Below are 12,400 nucleotides of genomic sequence, written 5' to 3'. Positions count from 1 at the left end.
GGCCTCAGGCAAAAAAACCGTGCAAATACCAGGTGCGCTGCCGGCCGGCCTGGGCGGCGGAGCCCAGCCTTTCGCTGTAAACCCACAGCAAGCCGCCCTGCTGGCTGCGGTAGATGTAGTAGTCGCGAAACGCCCACGGCTTTTCGCTCAGGCCCGGCTCAGCGCTGCGGTTGTCGCGGTCAGCCAGCAACCATTCGGCAGCCTCCAGCCGCTGCGGCCCGGCCAGGCGCGTCAGCTTGCCCTGGTACACCGGGCTGTTGCCTGCAGCTTGCAGCCTCAAAGGCTCGGGCAGCAGCCAGGCCGGGTACAAGGCTTCAGCCCGGGCCTTCGGAAAAACCGGGGAAGCGTCTTTTTGCAAGTGTTTTATGCCTCTGGCGCCCGGTGGCTGTGCGCAAGCAGCTATTGATTTAATAGCACTTCGGGCGCTCACCCAGCGCTGCATCAGCTCGGGCCGGTGGTCAGTGCAAGGTTGCCAGGCTTGCACATGGGCATCGCCCAGGCGGGCGCTGAGCCGCTCGACCAGTTCCACCACGCTGTCGCCCTGCCGGCGCGCTTCCATCAGCAGGCTGCCGGTGGCGGCTGCCGAGTCGGCCAGCAGCTCGGTGGCCAGCGACTGCAGCGTCAGGCTGTGCACCGGCGCCGGCAGCTTTTGCTGCGCCAGGTGTTCTGAGATAAGGCGCGCCACGTGACGCAAATCTTGTGCAGGCTGGGCGGTGCGAATCTCGAGCTCGCCAGTCGGCGCCACATCACGGCGTTTGTCCAGGTGCCAGATGATTTTCAGGGCGCAGAGCCCGCTCTGCCGCCCCAGCAGCCAGGCGTGCAGGTGAACCAGCAAACGATCAACGCCCGCCATCAGCGCGGGGCCATGCGTCACCAATGCATTGAGCTCCAGTTTTTCCTCAAAGTGTTCGGGCAGCACTTGCCACGCATAGTCGTCGGCTACAGTGCCGCGGGCGCGGTCCAGCGCCTCCAGCAGTTCCGCGCCAAAACGCCGGGCCACGCCGTCACGCGGCAGGCGCAGCAGGTCGTCCCAGCTGCGGCAGCCAATGCGCTCCAGCACACCAAGGTGCGGGCGTGCCGCCGTCAACGTGTGCATGGGCAGGTCGGCCACGCGTTTTTTCAACGCACCAGCCTGATCCTGCTGCAGCCGAAGCCGCCCGATCGCTATCAAAGATGTAGCACCTTGCGCCCGTTCCATAAGGGCTACAACCTGGTTTGATTCAAAAAACAGCTCAATTTTCTGCGCCAGCAGCTGCATCAGCCGCGCCAGCCCGCCAAACAGGCGCAGGCTGCCCGTCACGTCCATCAGCACCGCTTCATCCACCAGCGCCACGCGCGGCGTGAAGCCCAGCGCCAGGCTGGCCACCGCGCGCTGCAGGGCAGCGGCGTCCTGGGTCCATGGCTGCACCGCATCAGTGGTGGTCGAGATGCGCAATGCGATCCAGCAACGCATGGATGGGGCTCCGGGGTGAGGTGACAGGCAGCGAAACCAGTGACGGCAGCAGGATGGGCGCAAGCTCTTCCCGCTTTTGCCGGGCCCTGTCGCGGCTGGCTGCCAGCAGCGCTGACAGCCGGGCGGGCCGGGTGTCGAGCAGCACCGGCGCAGCCAGTGGCGGGCCGCGGCGCTTGAGCACGTGGACCAGCAGGTTGCCGCCCTCCTGCACGGCGCCTTCCAGCAGCAGGCGCAGCGGCGCAGGTGACGATTCATGTTGAGCCCGCGGCGGCCGAAACACAAACAGCAACTTGTTGTGCGCATGCGCGGCAATCTGCAGGCGGCGCAGATGGGCGCTGCGTGCATCCGGCAGCCAGGCCAGCACGCTGTGCACGTCGGCGCATTGCAGGGCTTCACGCGTGGCCCACAGCAGCGAAGGTGCATCACCCGGCTTGCCGTGCACGCTGAGCAAGCGCTGCATGTTGAGCCGGCGCGCGCCCAGCGCCGGGCCAAAAGGCAACCAGGGCGTGCCCACCAACACGGTGAGCCCGCCGGGCGTCTCTGCCTGCAGGGCTGCCAGCGCCGGTGCCATCAGGCCCCATTCGTGCAGCCCGGCCTGCGGCTGCATTACCTCAACCAGCGCCCCTTGCGGCCAGCCGCCGCCGGGCAAGACAGCATCCAGCGCCACATAGCCCGTGGGGAGGGTCCGCAGGCTTGCGCTGCCCAGTTCGCCGGCGCGCCATACATTGGCGTTGGCGAAGTCCGGCAAGGCGCGGTCCACGAGTGTTGGCGAAAGCATGGCGAGGGATTCAAATCTGGATAAATACTGTATTTATGTACAGTATATTGCTGATTCAGATCCTGGCAAATAAGGGGTATTCACCCCACCCAACACGCCAGGCAAGCCGAAGTAAAAAGCAGACCCCCAGATTCATCAGCCTGAAACACATGTCCGGAACCAGCCAGCGCCGGGCATCGGCCCCTCCTACGCTTGGACCACCGGTACTTGCTACCTCATTCCAGGAAATTTGATGAACAGACTGCAGAACAAACGTGCGCTGATTACAGGCGGCACTTCGGGCATCGGCCTTGAAACGGCCAAACAGTTTTTGGCCGAAGGAGCCAGGGTCATGGTGACCGGATCCAGCGACGAATCACTGGACGAAGCGCGCCGGCAGCTCGGCAGCGACGCCCACTTCTTAAGCTTCTCAAAGACCGACGCGGGCAATCTGGCAGAGCAGAAAAAACTGGCTCAACGGGTGAAAGACTCTTTTGGGCAACTTGATGTGGCCTTCATCAATGCGGGCATCGGCGTCTTCATGCCGCTTGATGCGTGGGACGAGGCTGCCTTCGACCGCTCCATGGCCGTCAACCTGAAGGGGCCCTTCTTTTTGCTGCAGGCTTTGCTGGGCACATTGGCCAACCCGGCCTCCGTCATCCTGAACGCCTCGGTGAATGCGCACCTGGGCATGCCCGCCTCCAGCGTCTATTCGGCCACCAAGGCCGGGATGATTTCGCTGGCCAAAACGCTGTCGGGGGAATTGATCGGCAGGGGCATCCGGGTCAACGTCGTCAGCCCTGGCACCGTGACCACGCCTATTTATGAAAAGCTGGGCCTGCCTGCCGAGGCCTTGCAGCAAATGAAGGACGGGCTGGTTGCGCTGACGCCGGCGCACCGGTTTGGCTTGCCCATCGAGATCGCCAAGGCCGTGGTGTTTCTGGCCTCGGACGAATCCACTTATGCCGTTGGCAGTGAATTCATCCTCGACGGCGGGCTGACGATCGCCTGATCCGCAAAGGCGCGCGGTCTTACCGCTTGCGCGCCTGGCGTGCGATCAGCAGCAAGCCCACGACCGCAATAGCCACAAAACACAGGAAAGACCAGTTGGCAATCGAGCCGCCCAGAAAAGTCCAGTCGATCTTGGTGCAGTCGCCGCTGCCCTTGAAGATCATGGGAATGGCGCGTTTGAGCGGAAAGGTTTCGATCATTCCGTAGAAGTCGCGGCCGCAAGAGGCAATTTCAGGCGGGTACCACTGCAGGAAACTTTGGCGCGCCGCCACAAAAGCACCAAAACCCGAGAGCAGCACCATCAGGCCTGAACCGGCGATCAGCATGCCCCGGCTTTTGGCGATGGCCGTCACGCCCGCCACCACCGCCACCAGCACCAGCGCATACCGCTGCACGATGCACATCGGGCAAGGCTCCAGGCCCACCACGTGCTGCAGGTACAGGCCAAAAGCCAGCATGGCCACGCAGGCCACGGCGATCAGCGCCAGCATGCGGCGCGGCATGGCGTCGAAATATGTCAAAAACATCAGGGAGCCCTCTTTTTTCTGGATGAATTATGAATTGTCCAGGGGTTCGGGCGTTTAGGAAGGGATAAGTTCCCTGATCAGGAAAATCCCGTCATTTTTCTCCTCGGAGAATACTGATATAAACCACACGAAAGGCCGCTTCGCGGTGCGTGTCTCGGTTCAACCTGCTTCCACCATAAATACATGAGTCTTGACATAGCTATCTGGCGAACCGAGAGGCCTATTGGTGATGCGGCTGCCGGTAAGTTGTATGCACGTTTGGTGGAAGGTGATCTTTCCGGACTTACACCCCATCCATCCATCGATGCTTTTTATGAAGAACTCGTTGCGAGACATCCAGAGATTGACGACGTTCCATTAGACAAGATAGATGACGCGACATTTAGTCCATGGAGTTGCAGGATAGATCGCTCCCCTTGCCACCTTGTCCTTGCGTGTGTTTTTTCTGCCGGTGAGATGGTTGGTGATCTTGTGGGTGAATTGCAGCGCAAACATGGTGTGACTGCTTATGTTCCTGGCGATGGAACGGAATACCACCCCCATGATGAATAACCTGACAATTTATTCCATCCTCCTTGAGCGCCGCTGAATTTAGACCTTGACCGTCATGCTCATTCATCCCCACCTCTTACTCGCCAGCAAGATCGCGGCAACAGCGATTGCTGGCGTAGCGGCGCTGGTTGCGTCTTTGCTTGCTGCGGGCTACGCGGTGGCGTTATGCGGCAGTTCGCTTCAGGGTGCCGCCGTTGGCATTGTGTTTGGGGGCATGGCTCTGGCCATGTTGATCACTCTCGGTTTTGTTTTGATGAAGTTGTCGTGGTCACTCCGGGCATTGGTTGGGGCAACGCTGCTTGCTGCCAGTTTTTTACTTCTGCCGCAGCCTGTGTGCGCAGCTGAGTCTCATGCCACTGCAGAATGCGGATGATTGCAGGCATCACCCTTCGCAGGTCAAGCTAGACCCATGTTTTCCATCGAGACCACCTGGCAAGGCAAAAGGAATTCGCACTCCTGGATCACTTGCCTCTCGTCGTCCAAAGAAGTGGCCGAAGCTTATGCCATTGCACAGGTTGACCCCAAGGCAACGCATCGCCTCTTCGAGATTTCGCAGAATGAATTTCCGGTCTTTTTTGTTGGCATTCAAGGTGGTTATCGCCATGTAGCTCTTCATGAAATCAGGGAGCTTCTTGCGACAACCTTGATGGGTGAGCCGGAGGAAATCCTCTTCAATATTTACCGTTTCAGCGGCGAATACAGGTGGTCTACCCAAGGCTACGATCAGACTGCAAATCACATTCATGTCTTCAATGAGTCATTGCAGCAATATCGTGAGCGTGAAGGCGAATTGGCAGAGGTCGTGGGTTACGCGGCGTCAACCTGACCAGTTGCGCTGTTACCAAATTAGCGACTGCACCGACTATCGTTTCTGAGCAGAAATCCTGGTCTCAAGAAGCCGCTGCGCGCCGCAACATCAAGACCTTGCGCAACTTCAAGCCACTTGCAATAGGCCTTTGATGGCCCTCTATCCCCGTCATACCCGCATTTGCCAGCATTTGTCCTACAACTGGGAGGCGCCGGCGGGCGTAGATTTTCAGGAATAGATCTTTTTGGAGACCCCCATGATTGTGCAAAACGCCCTTGCCAGTGTCGCCGTCCGCAACCTGGACACATCCATCCCCTGGTACGAAAAACTGCTGGACGCCAAAGCCAGCCGCCCCATGCCTGAAGTCGGCGAATGGCAGTTCAAGCGCGGCGGCGGCCTGCAGGTGTATGAGCTGGCCGAGCGCGCCGGGGAAGGCTCGGTAACCCTGGCCGTGAATGACCTTGAACCGGAAATCGAACACCTGCACACGCTGGGCATAGACACCAGCCACACAACCTCCAGCGACAAGGTCAGGACGGTGATGATCACCGACCCCGACGGCAACCACATTGCCATTGCCGAAGCCCTGATGCCCGGCGTGATCCGCTGAACAGATCAACCACTCCCGAACAAGGAAGCCCACCATGGAAATACACCGCGGACGACTCATCGACCATGTTCACCTGCGCGCCCATGACCTCGCGGCGAGCAAGCGCTTTTACCGTGCCGTGCTCAAGTCACTGAACAAGGAAAGTGCCATCCAGGAGGCCGACGACCATTTTTCGGCCGACGAGTTGTGGATGGACCAGGCAGACGGACCTACCTCGCATGTCCATCTGGCTTTCCGGGCCAAGGACCACTCAGAGGTCAAAGCCTTTTACGAAGCCGCCCTGGCCGCAGGCGGCACCGACAACGGCGCGCCGGGCGAGCGCAAATACCACCCCGGCTACTACGCCGCCTTTGTGCTGGACCCGGACGGCAACAACATTGAGGCGGTGTACCACGGGCCTTTTGTGGCTTCGGCGGAATCGGTGGTGATCAGGCCTGCCAGCTGAAAACCGAAAGCCGTCAACTCCGAAGTATTCGGGGTAAGCGGTGATTCCTTTTTTGAGCCCATAGGGTTTTGATCGCCAATTTGCGATTAAATAAGGCGGCATGAATCACCCGCTATTTCAGCTGCTTTCTACACTTGAAGCCGCGAATATCCATTTCACGCTCGGAAGACATCGGCCGGACACGATACTGGTCACCTTGACCCTTGTGGGTGAGCGAGTTGAGATTGACGTGTTCGAAGATGGCCGCATGGAAGTCTCGCGCTTCGCCGGAAATGAGGACATTGTTGGAGGCTCTGAGGTAATCGAGTCGATCCTGCAAAATAACCCATGAACAGCGCATCGATGCGCATGCAAGACACATGGCTCTAGCTGACATCCCTCTACCTGCCCTGATTACTCTCGGAGCCTCTGCCGTGGGCTCATGCCTGGTGGCGTTCCTGATATGGCGCCGCGAAGATCCCGTTCTTTTAAAAGTTGCAGTGACGATAGTTGCCTTCATTCCCGTAGTGGGACCTGTTTTTGCACTCTGGGTTTGCAGCTTTCCTGATCGTATGCACCCGGCACTTCGGGCAAAGTACAAGAACAGAGTCAATGTCTACTCGGTGCCGCAGGTTAAGCCCGTTCTTCATGATGTGCCCAAAAAAACCGGGCGGGCGCCGTCTGATCCTCCGGTCAGTGCCGATCTTCCGACGTGAGGAACGGCAGCAGCGCATGAAATTTTTTCTCGAATCCTCAAGCTGCGTACCTTTGTCGGCGTAACCCAATTCGATACTTTCGTCTTAAGGAGCTGCCATGTGCCGCAACATCAAGACCCTGTTCAACTTCGAGCCGCCGGCCACGGAACTGGAAATCCGTGACGCCTCGCTGCAGTTTGTCAGAAAGCTCAGCGGCTTCAACGTCCCCTCCAAGGCCAATGAAGCCGCGTTCGATCGTGCTGTGGAAGAGGTGGCGGCCTCGGCACGGGTTCTGATCCGCTCACTGGTAACCAACGCCGAGCCACGCAACCGGGAGGTGGAAGCCGAACGGGCACGGGCCAGGTCGGCATTGAGGTTTGGCACGAGTCAGTAACGTCCGCTCGTTCAGACTCTCAACCCTCTACAAACGCCCTCGCCTTGCGCGGCGTTACCATCTGCCATGCCGATTTCGCGCAAACCATCCTGGAGTCAAGTTGTCGACATCCTTTGCTGAGATCCCTTGGGCTGTAGCGGAAGGTCATACTGACGCCTATCCATATCTTGTTCGGTTTCGGCAATTCCCAGAAGACTTTCCTCGCTCAAACTATCCAAAGCGCTTGAATATTTTTTGGTCTATGCACGAGACAGACGATGTAGGTCTTGCCACCAGGCAAGAGCTGGTGCGCCTGCATGTATTTGAAGACCGACTTGTCGGAGCTGTGGAGCAGGACATGTCCTCGGTGCTTGCTGCTGTCGTCACCGGCAGAGGAGAGCGGGAGTTTGTCTTCTTCGTGAAGAGCCCTCAAGAGTTCGTGGGCCGCCTGTCGACCATGCCACAAGAGACCGAGCGCTATCCGATCGAAATTCGCCTCAACGAAGACTCTGATTGGTTGTACTTTCATGACCTCGCTCCCGGTCAGGCGTAGGCTTAACCCTTCTTATCGGCGTCTATCGGTGTGGGTCTACCCCTCCACAAACACCCTCGCCTTACGCGGTGTCACCACCAGCATGTCGCCTTCGCGCAAGCCCATCTCGGCAAATTGCTGCGAAGTCATCTGGGCTTCGATGATCGAATCGCCCGAGACATTGCCCTTTTGCTCGTAGCCTTCCGCAGGAATCAGTTCCAGCCGCGCAATGGGGCCGATCACGATGGCGCGCTCCAGGTGGGCGACGATGCCTTCGCGCCCGGCGCATAACGCTGCACATCCAGGTCGTGCGGGCCAGGTCGGCGCTAAGGTTTGGCACGAGCCAGTATCCGGCTCCCCTCCAAGTCGACCTCACCCAGCTGGAAGCGTCTGACAACATCAAAAGCCGAGCTTGACTTGCTCAGCCACGGCGGACAGCACCGTGGTTGAAATCCCGGCCATGCGCAGGAAGGCAGCCCAGCCCTTGCAGTGTTTCCTCCATAGCAATGTCCAGCGGCGTGTGCGGCTCCGCACCGAGCGCCGCCACCAGGGCGGCGTTGTCCATGCGTATAGGCGTGTTCCAGAGGTAGCGCATCCGGCGCAGCTCGCGCAGGGTCTCAACAAAGGGCGCGGCCAGGGTCACCGCCCACCAGGGAAAGGATTTGATAGACGGCTGAGGGCCACCGCGCCGTGCGACGACACGGCAGATCGCTTCAGCCAGCTGGCGGCCGTCGGCGTCCCACTGGCCGTTCATATGGAAGGTTGCAAATGCAGGCAGAACGTCACGCCGGGCCAGCAAGGCGACCATGGTACGCGCCACATCCGGCAAATAGGCCCATTGGTGACCGACGCCAGACTTGCCGGGGAGCTTCACACTGCGCACCGGAACGCCCGGCCGAACCAGGCCTTGCGAGAACCAGCTGTTCCCGGCACCCGGCCCGAAAAAATCCCCCGCGCGCACGATGATCACCCGGCAGCAGCCCTGGCCACTGTCGCTGGTCGCGTCCTTGAGCCGCTGCTCGAGCTGCACGCGAATCGCACCTTTGGCCGTTTGCGGGTGTTGCGGTGAATCCTCCCGGAGGCTGGGAAATGCGTCTGGCCCGTAGTTGTAGACCGTGCCGGGCAGCACGATGGTCGCGCCCTGCGCCCGGGCGGCCGCGATCGTGTTGTCCAGCATGGGCAGCACCAGCTCGCCCCAGCGACGATAGCCGGACGGATTGACAGCGTGCACTATCACGCCACAGCCTTGTGCTGCCGCCATGACATCACCGGGATTCATCGCATCGCCACGCAGCCAGGTGATGCCGCCACGTTGCTCGCCCGGCCGCGGCTCGCCACGCCTGAGCGCGCGAACCTGCCAGCCTGCCGCCTCCAGTTGTCGCGCGACTTCCCCGCCGATGCCACCGGTTGCGCCCAGCACCAGTGCTGTGTTTGATTTGTCTTGTTTGCTGCTCATGTCATTCCCCAAAAAAGTTGCTATGGGGAAATTCTGGGCCCCGGGGCATCAAAATGGAATTGACTAAAGCAGGGTAACGGCTATACATTTTTGTATGGAAGAAGATGCTGGCTGGGAGCTTTACCGTTCATTTTTAGGGGTGCTGCACGAGGGTTCGCTCTCGGGTGCGGCACGGTCTTTGGGGGTGGCACAGCCTACGGTCGGACGCCATGTTGCCTCACTCGAAAAGTCGCTCGGCCTGGCGCTGTTCACGCGCTCACAAACCGGTTTTGCGCCGACCGAAGCCGCGCTGGGACTGCGGCCCTTCGCCGAAGAAATGGCCAGCGCCGCAGCCGCCCTGCGCCGCGCCGCCGAAAGCCAGGGTGACGGTGTGCGCGGCACGGTGCGGGTCACGGTGAGCGAAGTCATCGGTGTTGAAGTGCTGCCGCCCATCGTCGCGCAACTGCAACGCACGCACCCGGGCCTGACCATCGAACTGGTGCTGACCAACCGCGTGCAGGACCTGCTGCAACGCGAAGCCGACATTGCCGTGCGCATGACACAGCCCAAGCAGGACCTGTTGATCGCTCGCAGCGTGGGCGAAGTGGAACTGGGTCTCTACGCACGCCGCGATTACCTGGACGCGCGCGGCACGCCACAGTCGTCAACGGACCTGGCGCAGCATGCGCTGATCGGGTTTGACGAAGAGACACCCTTCCTGCGTTCGGCGCGCAAAGCCTTGCCCGCATGGAAGCGGGCGGCGTTTTCCACGCGTACCGACAGCGACCTCGCGCAACTGGCACTGATACGTGCCGGCGCCGGCATTGGCGTGTGCCAGTCAGCGCTGGCGGCGCGGGACCCCGCCCTGGTACGGGTTCTGCCTGGCGAGTTGTCCTTCAAACTCGAAACCTGGCTGACCATGCACGAAGACCTGCGCCACAGCCCGCGTTGCCGTGTCACCTTCGACGCATTGGTCCAAGGTTTGCAGCAGCATATTGGTTGAAGCCGGATAAATCAGCTCTACAAAAACAAGCATGAAGTACATATGACGACCAAAGACGATTTGCCCAGGGAGAAACGCTGGAAAGACCTGTATATCCGGTCAAAGAAAGTTGCGCGTGCAGAGCAACTGGGCCTCGATTACCCTCGCACGACTGCAAAGCAACTTGTGCAGAAGGAAGAAACCGCCCGCAGCACTGAACGCCTGAAGGTATTGTTCGTTTGCAGCCGTAACCAATGGCGAAGCCCAACGGCCGAACAACTCTGGCGCAAGCACCCGCAGCTGCTAACCCGTTCGGGTGGGACCAGCCCCAATGCGCGCCATACCGTGTCAGTCGATGACATCCGTTGGGCCGACGTGGTTCTCGTCATGGAAGAAAAACACAAGTCAAGGTTGAAGGCGGAGTTCACGAGGCTTCTTGATGACAAGGCCTTACACGTTCTTGATATTCCTGATGAGTACAAGTTCATGGACAAGGAACTGATAGAGATGCTTGAGCAAAGCGTTCCAAGCATCCTGGGCATCGAGTGACCCGCCATGGATCTACAGAAAATGCCGAACTACCATATCTTGCCTGGACTACCAGGGGTAGGGCCCTGGCCATTGCAGTTCAGTGCTACTGGCCAAGGAATGCATCGGGAAGGTTTGGTGGTCGAGTTCTTTCCAAAGAGCAACGAGTCCTGGATCGGTAATTTTCAGCCTGGCGTCACTACTCTGAATACAGTGGTTGTGGCACAAGATGAAAGAACGGCGTTTTTGATAGTCGGCGGCCAAGCCTACGTGGTTTGTATTGAAACCAGGCAATTGCTCGCCCACCACGACAACGACATTGAGTTTTTTCATCATTTTCCAGACGATGGACAAGTCATTACAGGTAGCAACTGCGACTTCACTGCATATCGCGGTGTGGATCGCCTTTGGCGAACACGTCGAATATCTTGGGATGGATTCCGCAGTATCGAAATTGAAAGCGCCTGCTTGCGAGGCGAGGCTTGGTGCTTTGATGACACATGGCATGTCTTCTCAGTGACCTTGGACTCAGGAAAGACAAGCGGTGGTTCGTACCATGAACTCGAGGATTAACCGATCACTCAAGTCGGATGCCGGTACCGCTCGGCTTGGATGCTACCCCTCCACAAACACCCTCGCCTTGCGCGGCGTCACCACCAGCATGTCGCCTTCGCGCAAGCCCATCTCGGCAAACTGCTGCGAGGTCATCTGGGCTTCGATGATTGAGTCGCCCGAGACATTGCCCTTTTGTTCATAGCCTTCGGCGGGAATCAGTTCCAGCCGCGCGATCGGGCCGATCACGATGGCGCGTTCCAGGTGGGCGACGATGCCTTCGGCGCCCGGTGCATAGCGCTGCACGTCCAGGTCGTGCGGGCGCACATAGGCAAAGGCTTTGGCGTCCTGCGCGCCGGCGTGTTCGGGTGAATTGAGGCGCAGGCCTTCGAGCTGCACTTCGCCTTCGTGGGCGCGGCCGTGGAACAGGTTCACGTCACCGAGGAAGCCGTACACAAACGGGCTGGCCGGGTGATCCCACACCTCTTGCGGTGAGCCAATCTGCTCGACCTTGCCCTGGTTCATCAGCACCACGCGGTCGGCAACCTCCAACGCTTCTTCCTGGTCGTGCGTCACAAAAATACTGGTGACGTGCAGATCGTCATGCAGGCGGCGAAGCCAGCGGCGCAGCTCCTTGCGCACTTTGGCGTCGAGCGCGCCGAAGGGTTCATCGAGCAGCAGCACCTTGGGCTCTACCGCCAGTGCGCGCGCCAGGGCGATGCGCTGGCGCTGCCCGCCAGAAAGCTGCGACGGAAAGCGCTCGGCCAGCCAGTCGAGCTGCACGAGGTTGAGCAGCGAATGCACTTTTTCCTTGATTTGCGCTTCGCTGGGCCGCTGGCCGCGGGGCTTGACGCGCAGGCCGAAGGCCACGTTTTCAAAGACGGTCATGTGGCGGAACAGGGCGTAGTGCTGAAAGACAAAACCGACTTGGCGCTCTCGCACATGCACGTCGGTGGTGTCTTCGCCGCTGAAGAGGATGCTGCCGCGGTCGGCGGTTTCCAGACCGGCAATGATGCGCAGCAGCGTGGTCTTGCCGCAGCCCGAGGGACCAAGCAAGGCGACCAGTTCGCCCGATTGAATGTCCAGGCTGACGTCGCCCAGTGCCTGGAAGTCGCCAAAATGTTTGCTGACGTTGCGGATTTCGATGCTCATGATGTTTTC

Annotated in this window: 17 protein-coding genes and 1 pseudogene; 11 read left to right on the top strand and 7 right to left on the bottom strand. The window is 59.8% G+C overall.

From position 1 onward, the window contains the following. Positions 1-4 precede the first annotated feature (4 nt). Positions 5-1,453 (bottom strand): Y-family DNA polymerase, encoded by a 1,449-nt coding sequence (locus tag AC1D1J_RS01160; protein WP_477693663.1) that lies wholly within the window; start codon positions 1,451-1,453, stop codon positions 5-7. Then, on the bottom strand, positions 1,413-2,231 hold the full coding sequence (gene imuA, locus AC1D1J_RS01155) for a translesion DNA synthesis-associated protein ImuA (protein ID WP_477693662.1): 819 nt from the start codon (positions 2,229-2,231) through the stop codon (positions 1,413-1,415). The genes AC1D1J_RS01160 and imuA overlap by 41 nt, the downstream gene beginning before the upstream one ends. A 232-nt stretch (positions 2,232-2,463) precedes the next feature. Here imuA and AC1D1J_RS01150 point away from each other — a divergent pair, with 232 nt between their 5' ends. Further along, complete coding sequence (locus AC1D1J_RS01150; RefSeq protein ID WP_477693661.1) at positions 2,464-3,222, top strand: SDR family oxidoreductase; 759 nt, start codon at positions 2,464-2,466, stop codon at positions 3,220-3,222. Positions 3,223-3,241: 19 nt separating this feature from the next. Here the strand turns inward: AC1D1J_RS01150 and AC1D1J_RS01145 are convergent, their stop codons facing one another. Continuing rightward, positions 3,242-3,748 carry a disulfide bond formation protein B gene (locus tag AC1D1J_RS01145; RefSeq protein ID WP_477693660.1) on the bottom strand — a complete coding sequence of 169 codons (507 nt, stop codon included), beginning with the start codon at positions 3,746-3,748 and terminating at the stop codon, positions 3,242-3,244. Between the two features lie 183 nt (positions 3,749-3,931). On the opposite strand from AC1D1J_RS01145, the gene AC1D1J_RS01140 reads away from it, so the two are divergent. From AC1D1J_RS01140 to AC1D1J_RS01105, 8 genes are all read left to right on the top strand, one after another. Beyond that, the gene (locus AC1D1J_RS01140) at positions 3,932-4,300 is read left to right on the top strand and encodes a hypothetical protein (RefSeq protein ID WP_477693659.1); all 369 of its coding nucleotides are present in this window, start codon (positions 3,932-3,934) and stop codon (positions 4,298-4,300) included. Positions 4,301-4,346: 46 nt separating this feature from the next. Beyond that, positions 4,347-4,673 (top strand): hypothetical protein, encoded by a 327-nt coding sequence (locus AC1D1J_RS01135; RefSeq protein WP_477693658.1) that lies wholly within the window; start codon positions 4,347-4,349, stop codon positions 4,671-4,673. Between the two features lie 36 nt (positions 4,674-4,709). Then, positions 4,710-5,126, top strand: coding sequence for a hypothetical protein (locus tag AC1D1J_RS01130; protein ID WP_477693657.1), 417 nt, complete (start codon positions 4,710-4,712; stop codon positions 5,124-5,126). Positions 5,127-5,364: 238 nt separating this feature from the next. After that, positions 5,365-5,718 (top strand): VOC family protein, encoded by a 354-nt coding sequence (locus AC1D1J_RS01125; RefSeq protein WP_477693656.1) that lies wholly within the window; start codon positions 5,365-5,367, stop codon positions 5,716-5,718. Positions 5,719-5,752: 34 nt separating this feature from the next. Then, a complete protein-coding gene (locus AC1D1J_RS01120) occupies positions 5,753-6,163 on the top strand; it encodes a VOC family protein (RefSeq protein WP_477686410.1) in 411 nt (136 codons plus the stop codon). Positions 6,164-6,263: 100 nt separating this feature from the next. Then, positions 6,264-6,494, top strand: coding sequence for a hypothetical protein (locus tag AC1D1J_RS01115; protein ID WP_477686411.1), 231 nt, complete (start codon positions 6,264-6,266; stop codon positions 6,492-6,494). 461 nt (positions 6,495-6,955) lie between these two features. Then, positions 6,956-7,231, top strand: a complete 276-nt coding sequence (locus tag AC1D1J_RS01110; protein WP_477693655.1) for a DUF2277 domain-containing protein — start codon at positions 6,956-6,958, stop codon at positions 7,229-7,231. A 100-nt stretch (positions 7,232-7,331) separates the two neighbouring features. Continuing rightward, positions 7,332-7,763, top strand: coding sequence for a DUF695 domain-containing protein (locus AC1D1J_RS01105; protein ID WP_477693654.1), 432 nt, complete (start codon positions 7,332-7,334; stop codon positions 7,761-7,763). Positions 7,764-7,799: 36 nt separating this feature from the next. Here the strand turns inward: AC1D1J_RS01105 and AC1D1J_RS01100 are convergent. Both AC1D1J_RS01100 and AC1D1J_RS01095 read right to left on the bottom strand, forming a co-directional pair. Further along, positions 7,800-8,056, bottom strand: a pseudogene (locus tag AC1D1J_RS01100) (TOBE-like domain-containing protein); the annotation flags it as partial. A 107-nt stretch (positions 8,057-8,163) separates the two neighbouring features. Continuing rightward, positions 8,164-9,198, bottom strand: coding sequence for an SDR family oxidoreductase (locus tag AC1D1J_RS01095; RefSeq protein ID WP_477686414.1), 1,035 nt, complete (start codon positions 9,196-9,198; stop codon positions 8,164-8,166). Positions 9,199-9,292: 94 nt separating this feature from the next. Here AC1D1J_RS01095 and AC1D1J_RS01090 point away from each other — a divergent pair, with 94 nt between their 5' ends. Next, positions 9,293-10,180 carry a LysR family transcriptional regulator gene (locus AC1D1J_RS01090; protein ID WP_477693653.1) on the top strand — a complete coding sequence of 296 codons (888 nt, stop codon included), beginning with the start codon at positions 9,293-9,295 and terminating at the stop codon, positions 10,178-10,180. Between the two features lie 42 nt (positions 10,181-10,222). Continuing rightward, positions 10,223-10,708 carry a low molecular weight protein tyrosine phosphatase family protein gene (locus AC1D1J_RS01085; RefSeq protein WP_477686416.1) on the top strand — a complete coding sequence of 162 codons (486 nt, stop codon included), beginning with the start codon at positions 10,223-10,225 and terminating at the stop codon, positions 10,706-10,708. A 48-nt stretch (positions 10,709-10,756) separates the two neighbouring features. On the opposite strand, the gene AC1D1J_RS01080 is transcribed toward AC1D1J_RS01085, so the two are convergent. Then, positions 10,757-11,194: a hypothetical protein gene (locus AC1D1J_RS01080; protein ID WP_477693652.1), complete on the bottom strand. Its 438-nt coding sequence runs from the start codon at positions 11,192-11,194 to the stop codon at positions 10,757-10,759. A 108-nt stretch (positions 11,195-11,302) separates the two neighbouring features. Then, the gene (locus AC1D1J_RS01075; RefSeq protein ID WP_477648612.1) at positions 11,303-12,391 is read right to left on the bottom strand and encodes a sulfate/molybdate ABC transporter ATP-binding protein; all 1,089 of its coding nucleotides are present in this window, start codon (positions 12,389-12,391) and stop codon (positions 11,303-11,305) included. Positions 12,392-12,400: the final 9 nt, after the last annotated feature.

Source organism: Polaromonas sp. P1_F8, from assembly GCF_056405635.1.
This window is presented reverse-complemented; position numbering and strand designations above follow the sequence as displayed.